21 protein-coding genes are annotated in these 24,989 nt (G+C 62.2%); 13 read left to right on the forward strand and 8 right to left on the reverse strand.

The annotated features are described in order from the left end of the window. The first annotated feature begins 40 nt into the window (after positions 1-40). Positions 41-970 (forward strand): zinc ABC transporter substrate-binding protein, encoded by a 930-nt coding sequence (locus IFT75_RS13895; protein WP_446731070.1) that lies wholly within the window; start codon positions 41-43, stop codon positions 968-970. A gap of 110 nt (positions 971-1,080) precedes the next feature. On the opposite strand, the gene IFT75_RS13900 is transcribed toward IFT75_RS13895, so the two are convergent. Both IFT75_RS13900 and IFT75_RS13905 read right to left on the reverse strand, forming a co-directional pair. Continuing rightward, entirely contained in the window at positions 1,081-2,031 is a 951-nt protein-coding gene (locus IFT75_RS13900; RefSeq protein ID WP_185794585.1) for a homoserine kinase, read from the reverse strand. A 64-nt stretch (positions 2,032-2,095) separates the two neighbouring features. Beyond that, positions 2,096-2,383 (reverse strand): DUF2782 domain-containing protein, encoded by a 288-nt coding sequence (locus IFT75_RS13905; protein ID WP_122480096.1) that lies wholly within the window; start codon positions 2,381-2,383, stop codon positions 2,096-2,098. Between the two features lie 89 nt (positions 2,384-2,472). Between IFT75_RS13905 and polA the strand changes: the two genes are divergently transcribed. Further along, a complete protein-coding gene (gene polA / locus IFT75_RS13910; protein ID WP_122480097.1) occupies positions 2,473-5,238 on the forward strand; it encodes a DNA polymerase I in 2,766 nt (921 codons plus the stop codon). 596 nt (positions 5,239-5,834) lie between these two features. On the opposite strand, the gene yihA is transcribed toward polA, so the two are convergent. Then, positions 5,835-6,473 (reverse strand): ribosome biogenesis GTP-binding protein YihA/YsxC, encoded by a 639-nt coding sequence (gene yihA / locus IFT75_RS13915; RefSeq protein ID WP_122480098.1) that lies wholly within the window; start codon positions 6,471-6,473, stop codon positions 5,835-5,837. Between the two features lie 176 nt (positions 6,474-6,649). On the opposite strand from yihA, the gene IFT75_RS13920 reads away from it, so the two are divergent. The 5 genes from IFT75_RS13920 to IFT75_RS13940 all read left to right on the forward strand — a co-directional run bounded on the left by IFT75_RS13920 (position 6,650) and on the right by IFT75_RS13940 (position 12,749). Next, complete coding sequence (locus IFT75_RS13920; RefSeq protein ID WP_192055225.1) at positions 6,650-7,255, forward strand: c-type cytochrome; 606 nt, start codon at positions 6,650-6,652, stop codon at positions 7,253-7,255. Positions 7,256-7,467: 212 nt separating this feature from the next. Next, a complete protein-coding gene (locus IFT75_RS13925; RefSeq protein ID WP_192055227.1) occupies positions 7,468-8,103 on the forward strand; it encodes a thiol:disulfide interchange protein DsbA/DsbL in 636 nt (211 codons plus the stop codon). An 83-nt stretch (positions 8,104-8,186) separates the two neighbouring features. After that, on the forward strand, positions 8,187-10,136 hold the full coding sequence (locus tag IFT75_RS13930; protein WP_192055229.1) for a GGDEF domain-containing protein: 1,950 nt from the start codon (positions 8,187-8,189) through the stop codon (positions 10,134-10,136). A gap of 131 nt (positions 10,137-10,267) precedes the next feature. Next, positions 10,268-11,041: an N-acetylmuramoyl-L-alanine amidase gene (locus IFT75_RS13935; protein ID WP_122480102.1), complete on the forward strand. Its 774-nt coding sequence runs from the start codon at positions 10,268-10,270 to the stop codon at positions 11,039-11,041. A gap of 88 nt (positions 11,042-11,129) precedes the next feature. After that, positions 11,130-12,749 (forward strand): EAL domain-containing protein, encoded by a 1,620-nt coding sequence (locus IFT75_RS13940; protein WP_122480103.1) that lies wholly within the window; start codon positions 11,130-11,132, stop codon positions 12,747-12,749. 26 nt (positions 12,750-12,775) lie between these two features. Here the strand turns inward: IFT75_RS13940 and IFT75_RS13945 are convergent, their stop codons facing one another. Together IFT75_RS13945 and algB are read right to left on the reverse strand one after the other, a co-directional pair. Continuing rightward, on the reverse strand, positions 12,776-14,563 hold the full coding sequence (locus IFT75_RS13945; protein ID WP_185794581.1) for a KinB sensor domain-containing domain: 1,788 nt from the start codon (positions 14,561-14,563) through the stop codon (positions 12,776-12,778). Next, positions 14,560-15,906, reverse strand: coding sequence for a sigma-54-dependent response regulator transcription factor AlgB (gene algB, locus IFT75_RS13950; RefSeq protein WP_049860524.1), 1,347 nt, complete (start codon positions 15,904-15,906; stop codon positions 14,560-14,562). The genes IFT75_RS13945 and algB overlap by 4 nt, the downstream gene beginning before the upstream one ends. 210 nt (positions 15,907-16,116) lie before the next feature. Between algB and IFT75_RS13955 the strand changes: the two genes are divergently transcribed. The 6 genes from IFT75_RS13955 to IFT75_RS13980 all read left to right on the forward strand — a co-directional run bounded on the left by IFT75_RS13955 (position 16,117) and on the right by IFT75_RS13980 (position 21,548). Further along, on the forward strand, positions 16,117-16,992 hold the full coding sequence (locus IFT75_RS13955; RefSeq protein ID WP_192055230.1) for a BON domain-containing protein: 876 nt from the start codon (positions 16,117-16,119) through the stop codon (positions 16,990-16,992). Between the two features lie 182 nt (positions 16,993-17,174). Further along, positions 17,175-17,459: a hypothetical protein gene (locus IFT75_RS13960; RefSeq protein ID WP_185794579.1), complete on the forward strand. Its 285-nt coding sequence runs from the start codon at positions 17,175-17,177 to the stop codon at positions 17,457-17,459. A 60-nt stretch (positions 17,460-17,519) separates the two neighbouring features. Further along, entirely contained in the window at positions 17,520-17,684 is a 165-nt protein-coding gene (locus IFT75_RS13965) for a DUF1328 domain-containing protein (RefSeq protein WP_043191899.1), read from the forward strand. 2 nt (positions 17,685-17,686) lie between these two features. Next, entirely contained in the window at positions 17,687-18,157 is a 471-nt protein-coding gene (locus IFT75_RS13970) for an inhibitor of vertebrate lysozyme family protein (RefSeq protein WP_192055232.1), read from the forward strand. A 620-nt stretch (positions 18,158-18,777) separates the two neighbouring features. Next, entirely contained in the window at positions 18,778-20,091 is a 1,314-nt protein-coding gene (gltP, locus tag IFT75_RS13975; RefSeq protein ID WP_122480108.1) for a glutamate/aspartate:proton symporter GltP, read from the forward strand. A gap of 215 nt (positions 20,092-20,306) precedes the next feature. Continuing rightward, entirely contained in the window at positions 20,307-21,548 is a 1,242-nt protein-coding gene (locus tag IFT75_RS13980; RefSeq protein ID WP_122480109.1) for a nucleoside recognition domain-containing protein, read from the forward strand. Here IFT75_RS13980 and IFT75_RS13985 read toward each other — a convergent pair. The 3 genes from IFT75_RS13985 to IFT75_RS13995 form a co-directional block, all read right to left on the reverse strand. Then, positions 21,518-22,558, reverse strand: coding sequence for a DUF5924 family protein (locus IFT75_RS13985; RefSeq protein ID WP_185794576.1), 1,041 nt, complete (start codon positions 22,556-22,558; stop codon positions 21,518-21,520). The two genes, IFT75_RS13980 and IFT75_RS13985, sit on opposite strands and share 31 nt — an antisense overlap. Positions 22,559-22,615: 57 nt before the next feature. Further along, the gene (locus IFT75_RS13990; protein WP_192055234.1) at positions 22,616-24,049 is read right to left on the reverse strand and encodes a M16 family metallopeptidase; all 1,434 of its coding nucleotides are present in this window, start codon (positions 24,047-24,049) and stop codon (positions 22,616-22,618) included. A 119-nt stretch (positions 24,050-24,168) separates the two neighbouring features. Continuing rightward, positions 24,169-24,912 (reverse strand): TerC family protein, encoded by a 744-nt coding sequence (locus tag IFT75_RS13995; protein ID WP_122480112.1) that lies wholly within the window; start codon positions 24,910-24,912, stop codon positions 24,169-24,171. Positions 24,913-24,989: the final 77 nt, after the last annotated feature.

Consider the following 24,989-nt stretch of genomic DNA (forward strand, 5'->3'; position numbering starts at 1 on the left):
GATAGAGACGTTATTATGTTACCTGTTCTTGCCCCCGAGAGTGTTCATTGTGGTCCGTATTTTTGCTCTTTCCATCGGTTTGCTCGCCGCGTGCCTGACTGCCCTGCCGGCACAGGCGCAAGTGCGGGTATTGACCAGCATCAAGCCGGTGCAGCTGATCGCGGCTGCCGTGCAGGACGGTGTCGGCCAGCCCGAAGTGCTGCTGCCGCCCGGTGCCTCGCCGCACCATTACGCGCTGCGGCCATCGGACGTGCGGCGAGTGGCCGACGCCGATCTGCTGTACTGGATCGGCCCGGACATGGAAGGTTTTCTGCCGCGCGTGCTGCAGGCTCGGCAGAAGCCGACGGTCTCGATCCAGACGCTGCCGGGCATGCACCTGCGGCATTTTGCCGAAGACAGCCACGGCCATGACGAGGAAGCATCGGACCACGATCACGACCACCGCCCGGGCACCCTGGACGCCCACCTGTGGCTCTCGACGGTCAATGCTCGGGTGATCGCCACGCGCATGGCCGCCGACCTGTCCGCTGCCGACCCTGCCAATGCGCCGCGCTACCAGGCCAACCTGACCGCCTTCACGCAGCGCCTGCAGGCCCTGGACACACGTCTGGCCGCTCGGGTGGCTGGCATTCAGGGCAAGCCCTACTTCGTCTTCCACGAGGCGTTCGATTATTTCGAGGAGGCCTACGGCCTCAAGCATGCGGGTGTATTCGCCGTGGCCGCCGAAGTACAACCCGGCGCACAGCATGTTGCCGCGATGCGTCAGCGCCTGCAGGAAGTGGGCAAGACGTGCGTGTTCAGCGAGCCGCCGATGCGCCCCAAGCTGGCGCAGACCCTGACTGCCGGGCTGCCGGTGACCCTGGCCGAGCTGGACGCTCTGGGCGGCTTCGAAGAAGCCACCGCAACCGGCTACGAAACCCTGCTGGGCAATCTGGCCGACAACCTCGCCGGCTGCCTGGAAAAGCTCTGAAGCTCCTCCCACATGCCTGAACCCCTGCCCTGTGAGAGAAGGTTCAGGCTAGACGCAGGTTCCTGTGGGAGCGGGCTCTGCCCGCGAAGGCCGCCCCACGGTCTCAAGCTCTAAAAAGCAAAAGGCAACGGCACCCCAACTTTCTGCCGCAGCGCCAACCGGTCCTGAAACTCCTTGGGATCATGGATCAACACATCCATCCCGGCAAACGACTGCGCCGCGATCAGGCGCGACAGCCAGAACCGCACGCACGCCACACGCAACATCAGTGGCCACAGCTGTGCCTCTGCCGCAGTGAATGGCCGCAGGGCTGCATAGGCACCCAGCAATGCCCGCGCGCGTGGCGCATCGAGGGTACCGTGCTCATCCGAGCACCAGTCGTTCACGGTAATCGCCAGGTCATACAGCATCGGCCCGGAGCAGGCGTTGTAGAAGTCGATCACACCCGTCAGGTGGGTGCCCTCGAACATCACGTTGTCACGGAACAGGTCGCCGTGCAGGTTGGCCTGTGGCAGTGCCAGAATCTGTGCGTGATGCGCCTGGATCTCGGCCAGGGCCGGACGCAGCAACGCCGCGGCTGCAGTATCCAGGTCGGCGACCAGCTTCTCGCCCTCTTCCAGCATCCAGTCCAGGCCACGGTCGGTGCGGCGTACCAACGGTGCGTCGAGGGTGGCGGTGTGAATGTGCCCCAGCAACTCGCCCACCTGCACACAGTGCTGGTTGTTCGGCGCCTGCACATGGCGACCGTCCAGGCGCGGCTGCAGCAGGGCCGGCTTGCCTGCAAGCGTGCGCAGCGCCACGCCCTCGGTGGTGCGCAAGGCATAGGGCACCGACAGCCGAGCGTCGTGCAGTACATCGAGCAGTTCGATGAAGAACGGCAAATCCTGGGTCGGCCCGCGCTCGACCAGCGTCAGCACGTATTCACCCTGCTCCAGGCTGATGAAGAAGTTGCTGTTCTCGGTACCGGCGGCAATTCCCTGGAAGTCCCGCAGACGGCCAAGGCCATAGGGGGCCAGAAAGGTTTCGAGCTCGGCGCGGGTCAAGGGTGTAAACACAGACATGTCGTAGATTTGCCCATACTGGCGCCGCAAGGGGCGGCGCCCGGTTGAATTGAAGGTTACAGCCTCACCACTCGAAGATTTTCCAGGCCGGGATCAGCATGTCCGGCTGGTCGGAGCGGATGAAATTGTCATCGGTGCCATCGGCACGCACCAGGAAATACGGCTTGCCGTGCTTCGGGGTGATCTTGATCGCATACAGGAAGCCGTTCTGGCGATACTCCTGGATGGTCTTGTCGCCGTCCTGGCGAATGGTCACGTCCGGATCGGCCGAAGGCGCGTCGTCCGCAGCCAGGGTCATCAGCGGGCTGGTCAGCAGCAGAGCCGCGAGCAACAGGTGTTTTACGTTACGCATGATAACCTTGTCCCTTTGTTGTCACAGTTCTCGTTGTCACAGCTCCGGGCATTCTAACGCCGGGCTCGCCGAAAAGGTTGATTCTGCTCATGAGCAAAGCTCCTCTCGTCCTGGTGGACGGCTCTTCCTATCTGTACCGGGCGTTCCACGCACTGCCGCCGCTGGCCACCTCCAAGGGCATGCCCACGGGTGCGGTGAAGGGCGTGCTGAACATGCTCAAGAGTCTGCGTCGGCAGTATCCGGACAGCCCGTTCGCGGTGGTCTTCGACGCCAAGGGCGGGACGTTCCGCGATGCCCTGTACGGCGACTACAAGGCCAACCGCCCGAGCATGCCCGACGACCTGCGGGTACAGGTCGAGCCACTGCACGCCTGCGTCCGGGCCCTGGGCTATCCATTGCTGTGCGTGGATAACGTCGAGGCTGACGACGTCATCGGCACCCTGGCCCGCAGCAGCGCGGCAGCCGATCGCCCGGTGGTCATTTCCACGGGTGACAAGGACATGGCGCAACTGGTCGACGGCCACATCACCCTGGTCAACACCATGACCGGCAGCGTGCTGGACATCGCCGGCGTCAAGGAGAAGTTCGGCGTCGGTCCCGAGCACATCATCGACTTCCTGGCCCTGATGGGTGACAAGGTCGACAACATCCCCGGCGTGCCGGGCGTGGGCGAAAAAACCGCTCAGGGCCTGCTGACCGGCATCGGCGGCGGCCTCAAGGAACTCTACGAGAACCTCGACAAGGTCCCGGCCCTGGCCATTCGCGGCGCCAAGGCGCTGCCCGCCAAGCTGGAAGAGCACCGGGCAATGGCTTTCCTCTCGTATGAACTGGCCACCATCAAGATCGACGTACCGCTGGACGTGGAAGTCGACCAACTGATGTGCAGCGAGCCGGATCGCGATGCACTGCTTGCCATCTACAGCGAGCTGGAGTTCCGCAGCTGGATCGAAGACGTCGAGCGTGAAGCCCGGCGCGCCGGCGAAGAACTGGCGCCGGCGCAGGAGCCGGTCGCGGCCATCGAAGTACGCTACGAAACGATTCTCGACCAGGCTCGCTTCGATGTCTGGCTGCAGAAGCTCGAACAGGCCAGCCTGTTCGCCTTCGACACCGAGACCACCGGCCTGGATGCCCAGCGCGCGCAGCTGGTAGGCATCTCCTTCGCGGTCGAACCCCACGAAGCCGCCTACATTCCGCTCACGCACTCCTACATGGGCGTGCCCGAACAGCTCGACCGCGATACCGTGCTGCTGGCGCTCAAGCCGCTGCTCGAGGATCCGCGCAAGCTCAAGGTCGGCCAGCACGCCAAGTACGACATCAATATCCTCGCCAACTGTGCCATCGGTGGCGTCCAGGACAACGGCATAGACGTGCAGGGCGTGGCCTTCGACACCATGCTCGAATCCTACGTGCTCGACTCCACCGCCACTCGGCACGACATGGACAGCCTCGCCTTCAAGTACCTGAACCACACCACGATCAAGTTCGCCGACATCGCCGGCAAGGGCGCCAAGCAGCTGACCTTCGACCAGATCGCGCTGGAGCAGGCCGGCCCCTACGCCGCCGAAGACGCCGACATCACCCTGCGCCTGCATCAACTGTTCCAGGCCAAGCTGGATGCAGTGCCCAGCTTGCTGCCCGTGCTGCAGGACATCGAAATGCCGCTGGTGCCGGTGCTGGCACGGATCGAGCGCCAGGGCGCGCTGGTCGATGCCAAGCTGCTGGGTATCCAGAGCGTGGAACTGGGTGAAAAGATGGTTGCCCTGGAGCGCGAAGCGTTCGAGATCGCTGGCGAGGAATTCAACCTGGGATCACCCAAGCAATTGGGGGTGATTCTCTACGAGAAACTCGGCTTGCCGATCATCTCCAAGACAGCCAAGGGCCAAGCCTCCACGGCCGAAGCGGTGCTCGCCGAACTGGCCGAGCAGGACTATCCGTTGCCCAAGGTGCTCATGCAGTACCGCTCCATGAGCAAGCTCAAGAGCACCTACACCGACCGCCTGCCCGAGCAGATCAACCCGCGCACCGGGCGCATCCACACGTCCTACCATCAAGCGGTCGCCGCCACTGGACGCCTGTCGTCCAGTGACCCGAACCTGCAGAACATCCCCATCCGCACCGCCGAGGGTCGGCGCATCCGTCAGGCTTTCATCGCGGCGCCCGGGTATCGCCTGCTGGCGGCCGACTACTCGCAGATCGAGCTGCGCATCATGGCCCACCTGGCCAAGGACGAAGGCTTGCTGCATGCCTTCCAGAACGATCTGGACGTGCACCGGGCCACGGCTGCGGAAGTATTCGGGGTAGACCTGGCGCAGGTCACCACCGACCAGCGGCGCAGTGCCAAGGCGATCAACTTTGGCTTGATCTACGGCATGAGCGCGTTCGGCCTGGCCAAGCAGATCGGCGTCGACCGCAAGCAGTCGCAGGCCTATATCGACCGCTATTTTGCCCAGTATCCGGGCGTGCTCGAGTACATGGAGCGCACCCGCGCCCAGGCCGCCGAACAGGGCTTCGTCGAAACCCTGTTCGGGCGTCGCCTGTACGTGCCGGACATCAACGCCAAGAACCCGGCCTTGCGCCGGGGCGCCGAACGCACCGCGATCAACGCGCCGATGCAGGGTACGGCTGCCGATATCATCAAGCGCGCCATGGTTGCGGTGGACAACTGGCTGGCCGAAAGCGGGCTGGACGCACGCGTCATCCTGCAAGTGCACGATGAATTGGTGCTGGAAGTGCGCGAGGACCTGGTCGAGCAGATCGGCACCCAGATCCGCCCGTACATGAGCGGCGCCGCGCAACTCGACGTGCCCTTGCTGGTGGAAGTCGGCGTGGGTTCCAACTGGGACGAGGCGCACTGATTCGAAACCGGGTTGACGGCTTCGCGGCCGCTGACCGCTCCCACGGGCTTTTGCGCGCTGATCCGGCGCGGTGTTGCTGCTTCGCGGCCGCTGACCGCTCCTACGGGCTTTTGCGCACTGGTTCGGCGCGGTGTTGCTGCTTCGCGGCCGCTGACCGCTCCTACGGACTTTTGCGCACTGGTTCGGCGCGGTGTTGCTGCTTCGCGGCCGCTGACCGCTCCTACGGGCTTCCGCGCACTGCTTCGACGCAGTGTTGCTGCTTCGCGGTCGCCGACCATGCCTACGGATGCTCATGCTTTCTGTAGGAGCGGTCAGCGGCCGCGAAGGGGCACACGCTGAATCCACGCCAGATGAAAAACCTGAACCCCACATGAAACCAACGACTTATCGCAAATAGTTTGCATCTGCCAAGGAACTCCCCCGGCCTCTCCCAGTCAGACATTGGGATTGGCTAGTGAAGCCTTTCGATGCTCCTATGTTGTGTTAAGTGTTGGCAGATATCCGGACCCTCAGCGGTTCGGACCTTGAGCCCCAGACTTCCCCCTCCCCATACGAAGTCCGGGGTTTTTTTTGCCCGAATTTTCTTCACGGCAGGCTCAGGCCTCTGCCGTGTTCTTGTCCGGCAGCTCCATCCAGCGTGCCAGCACCGTGTAGGCATCTTCCAGGCCAAGGCGCTTGGGCGCGGAGAACAGCTGGATGCTGACCGCGTCGCCCCACCCCTTGTGAATCTCGGCCTGGACCTTGAGCAAGGTGTTCTTGGCTGCGCCGTAGGTCAGTTTGTCGGCCTTGGTCAGCAGAATGTGCATGGGCATGTGGCTGGCCACCGACCAGTCGAGCATCAACAGGTCGAAGTCGGTCATCGGATGGCGGATGTCCATCATCAGAATCAGCCCCTTGAGGCTTTCACGACTGCCCAGATACGCTTCCAGGTGGCGCTGCCAGTGCAGCTTGAGCGGGATCGGAACCTTGGCGTAGCCGTAGCCGGGCAAGTCGACCAGGCGCCGCTCCTCGTCCAGGTTGAAGAAGTTGAGCAGCTGCGTGCGCCCTGGGGTTTTCGAGGTCCGTGCCAGGCTGGCGTGGGTCAGGGTGTTCAAGGCGCTGGACTTGCCGGCATTGGAACGGCCAGCGAACGCGACCTCGAACCCTTCGTCATCGGGGCACTGCTCGACCTTGGCGGCGCTGAGCGAAAAGGTAGCCTGTTGGCACAGGCCCAGGATGGGGTTTTTGAGTTGCATGTGATTTCCGGTAGAGGCAGGGCCCGATGCAGCAGCCGCAAGAACGATGCAGCGAAGTATATAGGGCTGGACAATATGTGGGTGATTTTGCCGGCAATGGCCTGCGTGCGGGCATAATGCGCCCAGGCCGGCCGTACGGTGCGGCAGGTCGAGAACTTCACCTTGGGGATCAGTCGATGAGCGCAATGCGTGTGATGGGCCTGCTCTGCGCGCTGCTGGCCAGCAGCGCGGCAAGTGCTGCCGGCACGACGGGCGACAGCGCCCGAGGGCAGCCACTGACGACACTGTGTGCGGCGTGCCACGGCCCGAACGGCAACAGCCTGGTGCCGATCTTTCCGAAGCTGGCCGGCCAGGGCGAGCGCTACCTGAACGAGCAGTTGCTGGACATCCGCGAAAACCGTCGCGTGGTCCCGGAAATGGCCGGTACGCTGGCTGAGCTGAGCGACCAGGATCTGCTCGACATCGCCGCCTGGTACGCCGAGCAGACGCCCGCCCCCACGGAAGTCGACGCCGGCTTGGCGCAGCGTGGGCAGGACCTCTACCGCAGTGGCGATCCGGCGCTGGGTGTACCTGCCTGCAGCGGCTGCCACGCTCCCGAGGGTGCCGGTACCGCACTGGCCGGCTTTCCACAGCTGCGGGGTCAGCATGCACCGTACCTGATCAAGCGGCTGACCGCTTTTCGCCAAGAGGGCGATGCCGCTGCGATCATGCACGACATTGCAGGCAGGCTCAGCGATGACGACATTGCAGCCCTGGCCACTCATATTCAGGCACTGCGCTGAAAACGATCGGGCATGGGCCAGGTGCAGGCCAGGCGCCAGACCTTCGCGGCCGTCTTACGCCTGGTTACATCTATTGGGCCATGAAAATAGCGCAAAGGCCCTCCTCGTCCACCCTTTTTTGACATCACTGCCGTTACACTAGCCACCTCGATCAGGCAGGTCCGGTGCTGGCACCGATCCGTCCCTTGTATGAAACTGCTCAGGAGTCACGCATGCGTAATCTGATTTTCGGCGCCTTCCTCGTTGTCGCCAGTGCCATGGGCGTGACCGCCCAGGCGGCGGATGTGCCGCTGGAAGCCGGCAAGACCTACGTTCAACTGAACAGCCCGGTAGCCGTCGCCGAGCCCGGCAAGATCGAAGTCGTCGAGATGTTCTGGTACGGCTGCCCGCATTGCTACGCGTTCGAGCCGACCATCAACCCTTGGGTCGAGAAGCTCCCGGCCGACGTCAATTTCGTCCGTATTCCAGCCATGTTCGGCGGCCCGTGGGATGCCCATGGCCAGCTGTTCCTGACCCTGGAAGCCATGGGTGTGGAGCACAAGGTCCACAACGCCGTGTTCAATGCCATCCAGAAGGAACACAAGCCGCTGATCAAACCCGAGGACATGGCCGAATTCGTCGCCACCCAGGGCGTGGACAAGGAAAAATTCCTGCAGACCTTCAACTCTTTCGCCATCAAGGGCCAGATCGCCAAGGCCAAGGAGCTGGCCAAGAAGTATGAAATCTCCGGCGTGCCGACCATGATCGTCAACGGCAAGTACCGTTTCGACCTGGGCACCTCCGGCGGTCCCGAGCAGACCCTGAACGTGGCCGACCAGCTGATTGCCAAGGAACGTGCCGCCAAGTAAGCGGCATCACCCGCGATACGACGTTTTCGCAGCGCACCCATCGCGGGTGGGTGTGAGCTGCAGGTCAACGAGCAATCCTTGTCATGAGTGACGACAGCCAGCGCTGGAAAGAGAAATACCTGCAAAGCATCGACCAGCAGGAAAAGCTCGAGCGGCGCTGGAACGCCCGCCTCGACCTGCTGCGTCGAGGCTTGGTGCGCAGCAGCCTGGCGGCCGAAGGCAGCGACCGGGCGGTGGATGTCTGCATGAAGGAGATGCGCGAGGTGCTGCGTGGCGACGACATGGACGCTCGGCTGGCGGCGCTGATTCCGCGTCTGGAAATTGCCGTGCTGGAGTCCGAGAAGCGCCGACAGTCCCGGGTGCAGCAGATAGGCACCGCACTGGGGGCTCTGGTCACGCAACTGCAGTCGCTGCCGCTGCCCCGCGATGTCAGCAAACCTTTGAAAAAGCTCGCCCAGGGCCTTGAAGAGCGGGCTGGACAGGCGCGCGAGATGCCCTTGCTGCTCAGTGAGCTCAGTGGTTTGCAGGAGCAGGCGCTCAATACCCTCGACCGACCCTTGCGCGCGCAGCGGGCGGGCCTGCTGCAGCGCTTGTTCGGCAGCCCCGATCCGGCCGACGCCAGCCCTGTGCAGTCCATACCTGTGCCCGCAGCGCAGGGTTCACCGGCAGTGGCCGGCTCGACGCCTGATCCCGTCACTGCGGAATCCGACACTGCAGTATCCGACGCTCACGCGGCCCCCGTGGCCATTGCAGACGAGCCGGCGCCGCAGCCTGCCCCGCTCGCTGTTGCGTTGGCAGAGGCCGACCTGCGCCTGCCAGCGAGCAACACTGCCAGTGAAGCGCCCGCGCTTGGCGCTGCAGCCCCCGTGGCATTGCCCTTGGTCGAACAGCCCAGCGAGAATGCCGCTGAACAGTCGCAGGTGCTCGACAGCGGCCTGACCGATGAACAGGCTTTCTATGCCTTGCCGGCCAGCCTTGAGCCGCCGTACAGCAGCGTTGCCAGCCATATCGAAACCACCCTGCTCGAGCTGCTCAGTGAGTTGACCTTGCCCGAGCGCTACATGGCCCAGGCCCAGGCCATGCACGCGCGCATCCAGCGCGGGCTGAACTGGTACGAGCTGCTGCCGGTGCTCGATGAGCTCGCCGTATTGATGCTGGCCGTCAATGACGGCAGTCAGCAGGAGTTCGAACGCTACCTGCAACAGCTCAACCAGCGCCTGGAGAATTTCCAGCGCCAGTTGCAGCTGACCCATGGCGACCATGCCGACTCGCGCAGCGCCGCCCTGGCATTGGACGACGTACTGCGTGAACACGTCGACGGGTTGCAGACGAGCATGCGTGGCGCTGTCGATATCGACGGCCTCAAGCAGGTGCTGGAAAGCCGGCTCGAGGGCTTGCTGGCCAGCATGGAGCAGCACCGCCTGCAGCGCGAGGCACGCGAGCAGGAAATCACCGCGCGCCTGCAAGGCCTCGGCGAGCGTGTGACGAGCATGGAGCGCGAAGCCCTCGACTACCGCGACAAGCTCGAGCAGCAGCGCAACAAGGCCTTGCTCGATCCGCTCACCGGCCTGCCTAACCGAGCTGCCTGGAGCGAGCGACTGGTCCTGGAGCATGTCCGCTCGCAGCAGACCGGCAATGGCCTGCTGCTGGCCATACTTGACCTCGATCACTTCAAGTCGATCAACGACACCTTTGGTCATCAGGCCGGCGACAAGGTCTTGAAGATCATCGCCAACGTGCTGCGCAAAGGCTTGCGCGGTGACGATTTCATCGCCCGCTTCGGTGGCGAAGAGTTCGCCCTGCTGATGCCGGGCAGCGATCTGGGCGGCGGCAGCCGTCTGCTCGAACGCCTGCGTGCGGCCGTCGAACAATGCCCTTTTCATTTCAAGGGCGAGCGTGTGAGCGTGACGATGTCGGCCGGCGTAGCGGTGTTCAAACCCGGTGAGAATGCCAGTCAGGTGCTCAAGCGCGCGGATCAGGCGCTCTACCGCGCCAAGGAAGCGGGACGCAACCAGATCGAGCCGGCTCCCTGAGGCTCCCGCGCCATCCCGCCACGGACGCGCGCGCAACATTCGGCAACGCGACGTAACGCATGCCCGCTGAATCCAGACAACCGGCTACGCTATGCTGATGCCCTGTTCCCGAACCTGCATGTGATCTCCCTATGAAGTTGCTCCTTGTCGCCCTCTCCCTGCTGGTACTGGCCGGTTGCTCCAACGGCTTGAGCATCGATCGCAGCCACCCGTCCGCGAACCACGACAACCGCGTGCAGTTCGTGGTGCTGCACTACACCTCGGCCGATCTGCCGCGTTCGCTGCAATTGCTCACTCATGGTGAAGTCAGCAGCCACTACCTGATCGGCGACCAGCCGGCCACCGTCTACCAGTTGGTGGACGAGAGCCGCCGTGCCTGGCATGCCGGCGAAAGCCAATGGGACGGCCGCACCTGGCTCAACTCCAGCTCCATCGGCATCGAAATCGTCAACCCCGGCTACAAGGACACCCCGAACGGCCGGGTCTGGTACCCCTACAGCGAAGCGCAGATCCAGGCCGTGATCGCCCTGCTCAAGGATATCGTCCAGCGCAACGGCATCGCACCGCGCAACATCATCGGCCACAGCGACATCGCGCCGCTGCGCAAGACCGATCCGGGGCCGATGTTTCCCTGGCAACGCCTGGCCGAACACGGCCTGGGCATGTGGCCCGACGCGAAGGCCGTGGCACGCTACCAGGCGCGCTTCCAGGCCAGCCCGCCGAGTATCGCCTGGTATCAGCAGCAGTTGGCCCGAGTGGGTTACGAGGTGGTCCAGAGCGGCGAGCTGGACGTCGCCACGCGACACGTAATTGCAGCCTTCCAGATGCACTTTCGTCCGCAACGCTTCGACGGCGAGCCCGATGCACAAAGCGCCGCGATCCTGCAGGCGCTCATCAGCAGGTAACAATCGATTTCACGTCGATATGCTCGAAAGCGCGGGCCAATCGCCATCTGGTTGCTATACATTGATGCCCCCGACTGGATGATCCTCGATGGCCGCCGTTTTCCCGCAGCTCCGCAGTCTTCTGTACCGCCCCTGGGCGCTGGCAACGCTTGCCGCCCTGGCCAGCGCGCTGCTGCTGTTCGCGGCCAGTTTCGCGCTGATCATGCACCAGGTTCAGCTCAACGAACGGCAGCAGATGAATGCCAGTGGCGAACGCTTCCTGATCCGCCTGGAGCAGGTGTTCGGTCAGCTGCGCGAGGGGGTCGATGCGTTGCAGGCTCAACCTGTGCGCCATTGCGGCCCGCAGATGATGGATGCCCTGGAAAAGATCGGCTTCGACAACCGCTTCGTCTTCGAAGCCGCGTTCATCGACGGCGCCCAGCGCTGCTCCAACCGCCGCGGCAAGGACGTCGCCAGCCTGGGTCGACCGCCGGACATCCAGGGTTCTACCTACAGTTACTGGCTCAACACCACCACTCAGCGCAATGACAACTGGGCCGCGCTGATGCTTGGCCGCGGGCCGTTCCGGGTTTCGACCTCGCGGGGGCATCTGAGCGACGTGGTCGACCTGCCCGCCGGTGGCAGCCTGTTGGTGGTGCTCGACCAGGGGCGCCGGGCGATCCCGGTGCTGGGTTCAGAGCAGCCATGGCCGCCGGTATCGGGTTGGCGTGCCGATGCGGTCGATGCCTTGCAGGTCACGTCGGACCGGTTGATCTACCGCATGTCGACCAAGTCCCCGGACTTCCAGTTGGTGCTGATCGCTCCGCGCAGCAAGGAACTGCCCATATTCGATACCCCGCTGTGGCTGCTGTTTCCTGTCAGCCTGGTGGTGGCCCTGTGCATCGGCTGGCTGGTTCTGCAACTGATCACCCAGCGCCGCTCGATGGGCGGCGAGCTGCACGGTGCGTTGCGTCGGGGCGAACTGCAGGTGCTCTACCAGCCGATCTTCGACCTGAGCAACCGTCGCTGCGTCGGTGCCGAGGCCTTGGTGCGCTGGCGTCGCCCCGACGGTACGCTCACCAGCCCGGAGCTGTTCATTCCGCTGGCGGAACACAGCGGCCAGATCCGCCAGATCACCGACTTCGTCCTGCAGCAGTCGCTCGAGCAGCTCAGCCACCTCTTGCGAGCCAACCCGCATTTGTACATTTCAGTGAATCTGGCGGCGTGCGATGTCACCGTGCCGCGCATCGGCGAGGTGGTGGCCCGGCTGCTCTCCATCTACCGCGTGGCGCCCGAGCAGATCGCCTTCGAGGTGACCGAACGTTCCCTGATCGACGTCGACGTGGCGCGGGAAAACCTTCAGGCCCTTCGCGACGTGGGCCATACGGTATTGATCGATGATTTCGGCACCGGTTACTGCAGCCTGGCATACCTGCAAAGCCTGCCTGTGGACTGCCTCAAGATCGACAAGGCGTTCATCGATGCCCTGGGCGATGACGTCGAAAGCAGTGGCGTGGCGCCCCATATCATTCGCATGGCTCATGCTCTGGATCTGCGGGTGATCGCCGAAGGCATCGAGCACGAGGCGCAAGCGCTGCTGCTCGAAAGCGAGGGCGTCGACTACGGTCAGGGTTGGTTGTTCGCGCAGGCACTGAATGCGCGACAGTTCAAGGAACTGATCACCAAGGGCCGGCGCCGCGCTGGTCGGCGCGCCGGCGACGAGGCCTGAGGGCGCAAGGCACCCAGGCCATCGCGCTAGATCGACAGGGTCATATAGAACTGGGTGCCCTGGCCGGGTCTTGAGTAGACCCCCATGCGGCCACCGTGCAACTGCACGATCTCCTTGCACAGCGCCAGGCCCAGTCCGGCACCGCCCTTCTTGCGCCCGACCTGTACGAAAGGCTCGAAAATACGCCCCTGCTGGCCGTAGGCGATGCCTTCGCCGTTGTCCTCGACGCTGATGATCACGCGCTCGGCATGGCGGCGTGCCTGCAAGCGGATATGGCCATTTTCCGCTGTGTGCCGCAGGGCGTTTTCCAGCAAGTTGTCCAGCACCCGATCCAGTTGCCCTGCGTCCACGTGCAGGCGTGGCAGCCCTTCGGCCAACTCGATGGTCAGCTGGATACCCAGCTCATGGGCGCGGCTGGCGAAGCGCTCGTAGGCGCGCTGCAACAGGTCATCCAGCGCACACGGCGCCAGCACCAGCTTCTGCAGGCCGTTCTGGTAACGCGAAAAGTTGAGCAGGTCGTTGATCAGTTGCATCAAACGCTGCATTTCTTCGTTGACCGTCATGAGCAGATCGGCCTCGCGACTCTGCTCTGGGAAATGCACGCGCTCCTGCAGCAGCCCAAAGGCCATGTGCATGCCCGTTACCGGCGTGCGCAGCTCGTGGGAGGCGCGCAGGACGAATTCGCTGCGTACGCGTGCGAATGCGCGCTGCTCGGTTACATCGTGCAGCACCATGACCGCGCCGAGGATATTGCCTTGGGTATGGGTCACCGGCGTCAGGCTGTACGAAAGCAGACGCGCTTCACCATCGACTTCGAAGCTCAGGTCGTCCAGCGCACGCTCCAGGCTGCCACCGCGCAGGATCAAATTCAGTTGTTCGTCCAGATCGGGCCTGCCAAGCGCTTCGCCCAGCCCCAGGCCCAGGCGGTGGTCTTCCCAGCCCAGCTGACGCTGCGCAACCGGGTTCAAATGCTCCAGCTGGCCTTGTCGATCAATCATCAGCAGGCCGTCGTCGATGCTGTCCAGCACCGCTTGCAGGCGCTGTTGCCCAGCGCGAAGCTCATCGACATTGGTGGCCTGATGCTGACGCAGCGCGTGGGCCATGGTGGCGAAGCGGCTGGCCAGCCGATTCAGTTCTGCTGCCGGTGAAACGGGTAGCTGCACATCGAAATTGCCTTGGCTGATGTCGTCCGCCGCCTTGGCCAAGGCCTCGATGGGCCCGCCGAAACGGCGCGCGATACCGTGTGCGGTAAAAAAGCCGACGATCAGCACCGCCAGGCCCACCAGGCCGAGCAAACCCGATACCCACATCGCCCGTTGGTGGGACTCGTGCTCCAGTGCGGCGATACTTTGCAGGGTGTTCTTGTACGAATCGATCAGGCCCGTGCGCAGGGTATTGAATGCCTGGCTCAGCGGCGGGTTGTGGCTCAACGGCAGGTGTTGCGTGGCCGTGGCCTGGTATTGCTCGACAAAGGCCTGGAAGTTTTCGGCGGACTGGAGAAATCCGTAGTGAGCATTGTGGCTTTGCTCATGGGCGATGCCTTCATCGAGCAGCGCCTTGAATTGCTCCTGTGACTGGCCGATGCCCGCGACGTCTGGATCAGGCTCCAGCATCATGACCAATTGATCGCCCAGGCTCTGGCGCATCTTGAGCCCCAGGTCCAGCGTGGTGAAGTGGCTGCGCAGCATGCTTTCCTGCGAAGCTGCCATCTGCATCACGCTGACCAGACCCAACACCAGCCCCAGCAACGCGACCGTAATCAGCGCCGAGATGCTGAGAAACAGCCGGGTGTGCAGCTTCATGGCCAGTTTCATAGGTTGTACTGTTTGCGTTTGCGATAAAGCGTCGAGGCATCGATACCCAGGGTTTTGGCGGCCTGATCCAAGGTATCACTGGTGGCCAGGACGGCACCGATGTGGGCCTTTTCCAGTTCGTCCAGGCTCAGCGCCGCGCCGATGCGCGGTGCATTGTTGGCGGGCTGCTCGGCCATGCCCAGATGGCTGACCTCGACGCGCTCCTGAGGGCAGATGATGCTCGCCCGTTCGATCACGTTGCGCAGCTCGCGGATATTTCCCGGCCAGCGATAGTTGAGCAGCGCCGCCCGTGCCTCCTCGCTGAAGCCTCTTGCTGGCCGCGCGTACTCCTTGACGAAGCGCGCCAGGAAACGATCGGCCAGGGTCAGGATATCCTCGCTGCGCTCGCGCAGCGGCGGCAGGTGCAGGGTGATCACGTTCAGGCGGTACAGCAGATCCTCGCGAAAACGGCCCTCGCGAACCATGTCCTCGAGGTTGAGGTTGGTCGCCGCCAGGATGCGCACATCGGCGCGCCGCGTCACGGGGTCACCTACCCGCTCGTATTCCTTGTCCTGAATGAAACGCAGCAACTTGGGCTGCAAGGTCAAGGGAAAATCGCCGATCTCGTCGAGAAACAGAGTCCCGCCATCGGCCTGGTTGACGCGACCCAAAGTGCTTTCACTGGCACCGGTGAAAGCGCCGCGGCTGTGGCCGAAGAGTTCGCTTTCCATCAGCTCGGCAGTCAGCGACGGGCAGTTGATGGTTACGCAGCTCTTCTTGGCGCGCTTGCTCCAGCCATGAATGGCCCGTGCCAGCTCGCCCTTGCCGGTACCCGATTCGCCAAGGATGAGGATGTTGGCATCGGTCACCGCCACCTGGCGCGCGGTTTCCAGCACGACCATCATGGCGGGGCTGTGGGAATCAAGGCCGTCCTTGGGCTTGCGCACCTCGCCTTCGAGCGCTTCGAGCCGAGCCGACAATTGACGTACTTCCAATTGCTTGGCGGTCGCCAGGCGCAACTGATCGGGGCTGCAGGGCTTGACCAGATAGTCGGCGGCGCCGGCCTGAATTGCATCGACGGCGGTATCCACCGCCGAGTGCGCGGTGACGATCACCACACGCATCCATGGTGCCTGCACACGCATCTGTGCCAGTACATCCAGGCCGTTGTCCTCGCCCAGGCGCAGGTCGAGGAAGCACAGGTCGAACACCTGCCGCTGCATCAAGGTGTCTGCCTGATTCGCGCTGTTGGCCGTCGCCACGCTGTAGCCTTCGTCTTCCAGGCAATAGCGGAAGGTACGCAAGATGGCGGACTCATCGTCCACCAGCAGAATGCGGCCTTTATGCTCCGTGCCAGATTCCATGTTCCTACGCTCCTCAGAGAAAATTCTTGGTTAGTCCCGGACAAATCGGGCAGGTTGCATGGTCGATTCTGATTGATTCGGCAGGCTGCATGGTAGCTATTAGCTGATTACATTTCTAACTGTATGAAATATCTGAGCTTTCAGTAAGTAAAAAGTTTGGCATATGCCTTGCGATATCAACCGATCGTCTTCAATGGGAGGAGAGTAGGAATGCGCGGTATCAAGCGACTCACGTTGGCAAGCGTCATCGCAGGTCTGGTAGGTCTGTCGACATTGGTCTCGGCAGCCACCCCTGCCAATCTCGAGAAACACGATGGTGAATCATCCAGCCTCGAGAGCAGGCTGCAGGCAGCACGCCAGGAGGGCTCCATCTGGACGGCGCTGGCTTTGAATCGACAGCTCAACGGCTTCGAGTTCGGCGTGCAGGTCCGTGAGGGCACCGCTACGTTGACCGGCGCTGTGGAAGACCAGGTCGACCGCGAGCTTGCCGAGCAGGTAGCCCTCAATACCCAAGGTATCGACAAGGTCGATAACCGCCTGACCCTCAATCCGGAATTGGTTGAGCACGTCAATCAGCGTCAGCAATTCGCCCAGCATCTGGAAGACGCCACGCTCACGGCAATCGTCAAGTCCAAGTTGCTGTGGAACACCAGTACCCAAGCACTGGATATCGTCGTCACCACCAGCGACGGTGTCGTGACGCTCAAGGGCCAGGCGCAGACTGCCGATGCCAAGCAACTGGCTAGCAGCCTGGCGACCAATACCGATGGCGTCTATCAGGTGAACAACCTGATCAGCCTGGGTGCAGCGGATACGGCGACGACGCGGGCCGAGACCAAGGCCAAGAAGACCGAAGAAGCCTTGAGCGATACTTGGGTGACCAGCAAGATCAAGGCGAGCCTGTTGCTCAATCGCGATCTGGACGGGCTGAGCATCGATGTCGAGACGCGCACGGGCATGGTAGCGCTCAAAGGCGACGTCGCCAGTTCCGAGCAGAAAACCCTGGCGGTCGAGGTGGCACGCAACATCCGCGGTGTCCGTGGCGTGGATGCCGATCTGTTGAAAGTGTCCAAGCCAATACTGTGATCGTGCAAATCGCCCGAGCCCAGGCGCGTTATCGTGCAGGTTGCTATTGAGTATTGAACGTCTATTAATACAACCAACTGATTTTAAAGGGTTTAATCGGAGATAAGAGGTTGGCATGCAGGCTGCAATACTCGTTTCAAGAACACGTATTCAGTCGCCATCCCAGTGCAAGGAGTTTCCGGATGAACCGTCCTCAAGCAGCTCAAGCGTCCGCCCAGTCCCAATCAATGCGCCAAGCGTTGTTTCTGGTTCTGGCGACGCTGGTGACCCTGCTGGCGGTGCAGCTGTATGCAGGCTGGGCATCTGCCCAGCAGCAGGAACTTCTTCTGCCACCTCAGGAGCGTCTGGTCGACACCGCGCACCTCAATCCAGCCAGTGCGCATTGGGTCGGGCGTCAGCAATCTGGAAACATTGAACGCGTACAAGCGAACGAGCCGGTTGAACACATTCGCAGTTGGGTGTTCTGAGGTACTGGCAACGCATCTGATCAACCGATAAAACACGACAAATCGTAAAGGAGATACACCATGCTGAGTTGGGCAGTCACATTCCTCATCATCGCCATCATCGCCGCCGTCTTGGGCTTCGGTGGTATCGCCGGCACCGCAGCAGGCATCGCCAAGATCCTGTTCGTAGTATTCCTGGTGCTGTTCGTCGTCTCGTTCATCTTTGGCCGTCGCGGTCGAGGCTGACCATGACCAGCATGACCCTCAAGGGTATAGCCATGGCGCTGTCGCTGGTCGGCAGCAGCATGGCAATGGCCGCCAATGACGGTCAGGCTCGCGTCAGCGAGCTACTGGGTTCGAGCACCGAGTACCGCGATACCTGGCAGTCGGTGATCAAGTCCGAGGAACGTGTTCCGGACTGGATCATCAATCTGTCAGGCGTTTCGCCCCAGCAGATGTCTGCAGTCCCTGAGGACGGCGACAATTACCTGGTGGGGCCGCTGTGTGAAACCGCTGAGAGCTGCAAAAGCGGGCGACTGCTCGTAGCCTTCAGCATGGACAAGGAAGATGCGTACGCATTGTATGTCCAGGTACCTGCCGGCTTGCCTGCCGATAAGTCGCCGACGCGTCACGCGACCTATCGCTTTCTCGGCAAGCCCGACGAAGGCATGCAGCAGATGCTCATGGAACAGTTGAAGAAAGACCCTGACTGGTACTGACTTCCTGTGATGCCGTGATGGTTTGCGCCATCACGGCAGTGCATCAAAGATCTACAGATTGGGCCGGGTCATCCTGGTCCGAATGGCCGGCACTCAGAACGTGGCGGTCATGACCATGGGGTCGGGTTGTTCTGAATGCAGTCGGTTCGGAGTGACCTAGGGGTACAGGGAGGACCTCCGAACCGGGCCGGGTCAGGCAACAGCTGCTGCGCAAGCGGTGTACGATCATTACGTGCCCGGCTTGCGCAGAGCCTATCTTCGCAGCGTCGAGCTGCCTTCCATCTTGTTTCATCTTTTTCCAGCAGAAAATTCCCAGCGTTCGGTTTCGCGAACGTCGTTGGTTTTTTTGCACCCCCCTTTCGGCAAACCTGCCAATTGCTTCGGCATGACCAGTCGTCTATCCGAACGCACATATCAAAAGCAGAAAATCATTCAATTGCGTTATGCCGATCTTGCATAGGGTAGTCGCATCCGGCATTAGACGCTGCCGCAGTGCATCGGAATAGTTGCGCCTTTTTTCGTTCGCCAAAGCGTTTCGCCATGGCGTGAAGAAACCTCTACGGATGGCCGTTCGGCTTGCGAACAGGCATCACGAGTTGACTTGGAAAAAGGGTAACGACATGAAGAAGGCAAAACTGAGCCTCGCCTGGCAAATACTCATCGGCTTGGTACTGGGCATCGCACTGGGTGCAGTGCTCAACCACTTCAGTGCCGAGAAGGCCTGGTGGATCGGCAATATCCTGCAGCCCGCAGGCGACATCTTCATCCGCCTGATCAAGATGATCGTGATCCCCATCGTGATCTCTTCTCTGATCGTCGGCATTGCCGGCGTGGGCGATGCGAAAAAGCTCGGCCGCATTGGCGTAAAGACCATCCTCTATTTCGAAGTGGTGACCACCATTGCCATTCTGGTTGGCCTGGGCCTTGCCAACTTGTTCCAGCCTGGACTGGGTATCGACATGAGTACCTTGGGCACCGTGGATATCTCGCAGTATCAGAAAACCACGGCTGAGGTGCAGCATGACCATGCGTTCGTTGCCACCCTGCTCAACCTGATTCCGTCCAACATCTTTGCGTCGATCGTTCGCGGCGACATGCTGCCGATCATCTTCTTCTCGGTACTGTTCGGCCTGGGCCTGTCGAGTCTGCCAGGTGAAACCCGCGAGCCTCTGGTCAAAGTCTTTCAGGGCGTATCGGAAAGCATGTTCAAGGTCACTCACATGATCATGAACTACGCCCCAATCGGGGTTTTCGCGCTGATTGCCGTCACGGTGGCCAACTTCGGCTTCGCTTCACTGCTGCCCTTGGCCAAACTGGTGGTGCTGGTGTATGCGGCGATCCTGTTCTTCGCCATCGTCGTGCTCGGTGTCATCGCGCGCCTGTTCGGCTTCTCGGTCTTCAAGCTGTTCCGCATCTTCAAGGACGAGCTGGTACTGGCGTATTCCACGGCCAGTTCGGAAACCGTCCTGCCGCGCGTGATCGAGAAGATGGAAGCGTATGGCGCACCGAAGGCCATCAGCAGCTTCGTGGTGCCCACCGGCTACTCGTTCAACCTCGACGGCTCTACCCTCTATCAAAGCATCGCGGCGCTGTTCATTGCCCAGCTGTATGGCATCGACCTGTCGATCGGGCAACAACTGATGTTGGTACTGACCCTGATGGTCACTTCCAAAGGCATTGCAGGCGTGCCGGGCGTGTCGTTCGTGGTCTTGCTGGCGACCCTGGGCAGCGTCGGCATTCCGCTCGAAGGCCTGGCCTTCATTGCCGGCGTCGACCGCATCATGGACATGGCCCGTACCGCGCTCAACGTCATCGGCAATGCCTTGGCCGTGCTGGTGATCTCGCGTTGGGAAGGCATGTACGACGATGCCAAGGGCGAGCGTTACTGGAACTCCCTGCCGCACTGGCGCAGCAAGGACCGCGTCGCCCCCTGACGCGGCTCTGTGGGAGCAGGCTCTGCCCGCGAACGGCGCGCCGCGATGATACCTGCATCCGCAACCTACCCGGTGACGCAGCTCGTACCCTGTAGCAGCGGTGCAAGCCGCGTCCGGCCTCACGCGAAAACCCTGACACACCACGCTGCCCTGCGGGGCAGAATCCAACCTCGCTTTGGGCTATCATCCGGGCATCTTCGAACGAGGGAATACCCATGCTGAATGGCCTGTGGCTCAGCTTCTTTCTGATCGCCGCGATTTCGGCCTTCGGCCAATGGCTCATCGGCGGCAATGCCGGCATCTTCGCCGCGATGGTCGAAAGCCTGTTCGCCATGGCCAAGCTGTCGGTAGAAGTAATGGTCCTGCTGTTCGGCACCCTCACCTTGTGGCTGGGCTTCCTGAAGATTGCCGAGAAGGCCGGTATCGTAGATTGGCTGGCCAAGGTCCTGGGGCCGCTGTTCAGCCGACTGATGCCCGAGGTGCCACGCGGCCATCCGGCACTGGGGCTGATCACCATGAACTTCGCTGCCAACGGCCTGGGCCTGGACAACGCCGCAACCCCGATCGGCCTCAAGGCCATGCGCTCGCTACAGGAACTCAACCCCAGTGCGACCACCGCCAGCAACGCGCAGATCCTGTTTCTGGTACTCAACGCCTCGTCGCTGACCCTGCTGCCGGTATCGATCTTCATGTACCGCGCCCAGCAAGGCGCCCTCGACCCGACCCTGGTGTTCCTGCCGATTCTTCTGGCCACCTCGGCCAGTACCCTCGCCGGGCTGCTGGCAGTGGCCGTGATGCAACGTCTGCGGCTGTGGGATCCAGTGGTGCTGGCCTATCTGATTCCCGGTGCGCTGCTGCTTGGCGTGTTCATGGCGTTCCTGGGCACCCTCTCGGCTACAGCCCTGGCGGGGCTGTCCTCGATCCTGGGCAACCTCACGCTGTTTGGCCTGATCATCCTGTTTCTGGTCATCGGCGCGCTGCGCAAGGTTCAGGTCTACGAGGCCTTCGTGGAAGGCGCCAAGGAAGGTTTCGACGTTGCCAAGAGCCTGCTGCCGTATCTGGTCGCCATGCTCTGCGCGGTAGGTGTGCTGCGCGCTTCGGGCGCCCTGGAGCTGGGCCTGGACGGCATTCGTCACCTGGTCGAATGGCTGGGCATGGACACCCGGTTCGTCGACGCCCTGCCGACCGCGCTGGTCAAGCCGTTTTCCGGCAGTGCCGCGCGCGCGATGCTGATCGAGACCATGCAGTCCCATGGCGTGGACAGCTTTCCGGCGCTGGTTGCGGCGACCATTCAGGGCAGCACCGAGACCACGTTCTATGTGCTGGCCGTGTACTTCGGTGCCGTGGGCATCCAGCGTGCGCGTCATGCGGTCGGCTGTGCACTGCTGGCGGACCTGGCCGGAGTCATCGCCGCCATCGTGGTCTGCTACTGGTTCTTCGGTGCCACGGCGGCCTGAACCGCGTCGTCGGTCACCGTGAAGCGCAGCACGCCGACGATCTGACCATCCTCGGTCAACACCCGCACCTGCCATTTCCCCGCGACGTTGCCGGGGAAATTCTGCTTGTGGCTCCAGGCGCGATAGCCCTCCTTGCGCCCGCCGTGGATGTCCAGGGCGATGCGATCGACCTCGGTGCCGTTCTGCTGCCACACATGATAGATACGCTCGTCCAAGCCTCGTGGAGCATTGATGGCGGTGTAGGCGTACAGCCCGCTGCTGCGCAACTGTGCCGCGCTGACCGTATCCAGGCTGTCGCCATGGGTGCGGCTGCGGTTGTCCAGCTCGGTGGTCACCGCCACCTCGGTCAGCCATAGCGTGGCCGGCGGCACCCAGGAGCGCAGCAGCCAGCCAGCACCGCCGATCATCAAGGTCGCCAAGACCAGCGCCACGCCGCGACGCCAATGGTTGATCGGGAAACTGACGGCCAGGCTCGGAAAGGCCAGCAGCATGGCGGTGGCCAGCGCCAGCTTGAAACTTTCATCGGTGGTCAGGTGCAGGATGATCGGCAGCGCCGTGAGCAACGCCGCGAACAGTGTGAAAGTGTGCAGCGCCATGAACAGCCAGCGCCGGGGCGCGACCCACTTGTAGTACAGCGGGTCGATGATCGACACCAGCCCGGCCAGCGTCAGCAGGCCGGTAAACACCAGCTGGCCGCTGTTCCAGGTGGTGGTGATATAGAAGAAAGGCAGAACGAAGAACAGGCTTTCCTGGTGGATCATCTGGGTCGCGTAGCGCAGCACCGGCGTGGGTATCTCACGCTTGAACAAGCGGGTGAACAACTGGGTGAAGGTGTTCTCCAGCATCAACCAGATCCAGGTCAGCAGCATCACCACTGCGATCCAGCTGGCCAGGCCTGCCTGGCGATCGACCAGCACGAAGCTGCCGATGCCGGACAGGAAACCGCCCAGTGCGATCACACCCGGGTAGCGTTTGATAAGGTCGATGAGGCGCTGAACGAAGTACGGCATGGTCTTCCATAGAAAATAGGCAATGAAACGGTATTCAGGACACCGCCTCGGCAGCGATCAACGTCGTTTTACGCGCCGCCAGACGATGAGCCCCACCAGCAATGCTGCCATGCCGATCAACACCGCCCAGGCGATCCGATAGAGCTCGTCATAGCCGAGCAGGGGTTTGTCGACACGGATATACCCCTGCGTCCCTACCATCTGACGCAAGGCAGTGTTGGCGTCCTCGACGGTGACCTGAGCCAACTGCCGCGCCGGGCTGGCGAAGCGGCCGTCGGTATAGTCGGCCAGTGCTCCCCAATAGTAGTCGGCCAGCGCCACGTTGCCTTGCGCCGCCCAGGCTTGCCGGGCGATCGCAAGATTCTTCAGGCGCTTGAAGGTCTCCGCGTCCACACCGTTGTCGCGCAGACGCGCGATCATCTGCCCCATGACCAGGCCGGTCTGACCGATATCGGCTCGATCCACATCGGCGTTCAGGCTCAGCAGGCCGCTGTCGCCGTACGACTCGCGGGCCACCCAGGGCCCGTACGACAGGCCGTGGGCAAGCCGCAGTTCGCGGTAAAGCTCCCATTCCAGATACATCTGCAGCAGGTCCAGAGTAGCGGGATGCGCGGTTTCAAGCACCGGTTCGACGAAGTACAGATGAAGCTTGGCGTCCTCGCCCAGCCAACCGCGGGTCAGTTCAGCCTGCGGCTCGGCCGCATGGGTGACCGAACGTAGGTCCTGATGGTCGCTGGGTTCCACCGCATCCAGCGCACCCCAGGTACGCTCCAGATAGGCCGGTAGCAGCTTATCCAAGCCCCCTACCACGATCAGGCTCATGTTGTTCGGTGCATACCAGTTTTGCCGGACATCACGCACCTGCGCCAGCGTCAGGTCGGCGACTTCGGCAGGTTGCGGACACTTGAGGCCTAACTCGATAGCCAACTGACTGCTGGCATCGCTGTCCCGAGCGGGCTTGTCGAGCAAGCGCTGCAGGTGGGAATGATGGCCGCCGTCTTCGTGCTCGATGATGCGCTTGGCGCTGGCCAGGGCTTTTTCGTCGATGGTGGTCCGAGTGACGGCAGCCAGCAGTAGGTCGAGTACCTTGCGCTGATTGTGCGCTGGCGCTTCGATGACGAAAGTGGTGTCGGCACTGCTGGTGAACGCATTCCATTCCCCGCCCAGCGTCTGCATGCGTTCTTCGAGACCGCCTTCGCCGTGCTCGTCGATACCGCTGAACAGAAGATGCTCGAGCAGGTGGGGCAGTTCTTGATCAGTGCAGGAGAAGTCGTCGAAACCAACGCCAACCACCAGGCGAATCGACACGTGGGCACGCTCGTCGCCAGGTTTGAGCAGCAGTTGCAGGCCGTTGGGCAACAGATACCCTTCGACCTGGAAGCGGTCCAGCGCCACGGCTTCACGGCCGGCGCACAACAGCGTCGCCGCCAGGAGCCACAGGCACAGCAGACGATGCTGTGTGCCGGGAGCGCTTTTCACCCGCTCGTGCATGAATCCCTTCCATTGAAATCGACCAAGTCAATGGAACAGACCCCCTGGCCGGTCAGTCGTTCATAGCACATTGCTGGCCACTACCGCACGCTGCCAGTGCAACGCGCGGCTTTCCAGGCTCAGGACTCTTCCTGGGACTCGCGACGCTTGCGGGCCATGGCAGTACGCATCTTGATGTTCACGGCTTCCACAGCCAACGAGAACGCCATGGCGAAATAGACGTAGCCCTTGGGTACATGCACGTCGAACGCTTCGGCGATCAGTACGGTACCGACCACCAACAGGAACGACAACGCCAGCATCTTCAGCGATGGATGCTGATCGATGAAGCGACTGATGGTGCCCGAAGCGACCATCATCACCAATACCGCAACGACGATGGCAGCGACCATGACCGGTACATGGGACACCATGCCCACCGCGGTGATGACCGAGTCCAGCGAGAACACGATGTCGATGATGGCGATCTGGATGATGGTGTAGATGAAGTTGCCACCCTTGCCTGCAACCTCGTCACCGCCCTCTTCTTCGCCTTCCATGCCGTGGTAGATCTCTTGCGAGCTTTTCCACAACAGGAACAGACCACCGAAGAACAGAATCAGGTCACGTCCGGAGATACCCTGGCCGAATACCACGAACAGGTCGGCGGTCAGGCGCATGACCCAGGTGATCGAAAGCAGCAGCAGAATGCGCGTGACCATGGCCAGCGCCAGGCCGAAAATCCGTGTGCGTGCCTGCATGTGCTTGGGCATGCGGCTCACCAGAATCGAGATCATGATGATGTTGTCGATGCCCAGCACGATTTCAAGTGCCGTCAGGGTCAAGAAAGCAACCCAGATTTCCGGGTTGGTGAACCATTCCATGTGAAGTCCTTCGTGTTGAATGTCAGGGCGGCGCAAGGCCGGATGCTAAAGCGCCGCTACCATGGGGTAGCGGCGCG

Source organism: Pseudomonas sp. CFBP 8758 (assembly GCF_014841725.1).
GTDB classification, from domain to species: domain Bacteria; phylum Pseudomonadota; class Gammaproteobacteria; order Pseudomonadales; family Pseudomonadaceae; genus Aquipseudomonas; species Aquipseudomonas baltica.

What these genes read in the sequence shown, in the direction of transcription:
- IFT75_RS13995 (WP_122480112.1), bottom strand. Translation starts at nt 24,912, where the DNA reads ATGGAATGGTTCACCAACCCGGAAATCTGGGTTGCTTTCTTGACCCTG.
- IFT75_RS13960 (WP_185794579.1), top strand. Translation starts at nt 17,175, where the DNA reads ATGAACCGTCCTCAAGCAGCTCAAGCGTCCGCCCAGTCCCAATCAATG.
- IFT75_RS13905 (WP_122480096.1), bottom strand. Translation starts at nt 2,383, where the DNA reads ATGCGTAACGTAAAACACCTGTTGCTCGCGGCTCTGCTGCTGACCAGC.
- polA (WP_122480097.1), top strand. Translation starts at nt 2,473, where the DNA reads ATGAGCAAAGCTCCTCTCGTCCTGGTGGACGGCTCTTCCTATCTGTAC.
- IFT75_RS13980 (WP_122480109.1), top strand. Translation starts at nt 20,307, where the DNA reads ATGCTGAATGGCCTGTGGCTCAGCTTCTTTCTGATCGCCGCGATTTCG.
- yihA (WP_122480098.1), bottom strand. Translation starts at nt 6,473, where the DNA reads ATGCAACTCAAAAACCCCATCCTGGGCCTGTGCCAACAGGCTACCTTT.
- gltP (WP_122480108.1), top strand. Translation starts at nt 18,778, where the DNA reads ATGAAGAAGGCAAAACTGAGCCTCGCCTGGCAAATACTCATCGGCTTG.
- IFT75_RS13990 (WP_192055234.1), bottom strand. Translation starts at nt 24,049, where the DNA reads ATGCACGAGCGGGTGAAAAGCGCTCCCGGCACACAGCATCGTCTGCTG.
- IFT75_RS13945 (WP_185794581.1), bottom strand. Translation starts at nt 14,563, where the DNA reads ATGAAACTGGCCATGAAGCTGCACACCCGGCTGTTTCTCAGCATCTCG.
- IFT75_RS13965 (WP_043191899.1), top strand. Translation starts at nt 17,520, where the DNA reads ATGCTGAGTTGGGCAGTCACATTCCTCATCATCGCCATCATCGCCGCC.
- IFT75_RS13985 (WP_185794576.1), bottom strand. Translation starts at nt 22,558, where the DNA reads ATGCCGTACTTCGTTCAGCGCCTCATCGACCTTATCAAACGCTACCCG.
- IFT75_RS13955 (WP_192055230.1), top strand. Translation starts at nt 16,117, where the DNA reads ATGCGCGGTATCAAGCGACTCACGTTGGCAAGCGTCATCGCAGGTCTG.
- IFT75_RS13925 (WP_192055227.1), top strand. Translation starts at nt 7,468, where the DNA reads ATGCGTAATCTGATTTTCGGCGCCTTCCTCGTTGTCGCCAGTGCCATG.
- IFT75_RS13930 (WP_192055229.1), top strand. Translation starts at nt 8,187, where the DNA reads ATGAGTGACGACAGCCAGCGCTGGAAAGAGAAATACCTGCAAAGCATC.
- IFT75_RS13900 (WP_185794585.1), bottom strand. Translation starts at nt 2,031, where the DNA reads ATGTCTGTGTTTACACCCTTGACCCGCGCCGAGCTCGAAACCTTTCTG.
- IFT75_RS13940 (WP_122480103.1), top strand. Translation starts at nt 11,130, where the DNA reads ATGGCCGCCGTTTTCCCGCAGCTCCGCAGTCTTCTGTACCGCCCCTGG.
- algB (WP_049860524.1), bottom strand. Translation starts at nt 15,906, where the DNA reads ATGGAATCTGGCACGGAGCATAAAGGCCGCATTCTGCTGGTGGACGAT.
- IFT75_RS13970 (WP_192055232.1), top strand. Translation starts at nt 17,687, where the DNA reads ATGACCAGCATGACCCTCAAGGGTATAGCCATGGCGCTGTCGCTGGTC.
- IFT75_RS13935 (WP_122480102.1), top strand. Translation starts at nt 10,268, where the DNA reads ATGAAGTTGCTCCTTGTCGCCCTCTCCCTGCTGGTACTGGCCGGTTGC.
- IFT75_RS13920 (WP_192055225.1), top strand. Translation starts at nt 6,650, where the DNA reads ATGAGCGCAATGCGTGTGATGGGCCTGCTCTGCGCGCTGCTGGCCAGC.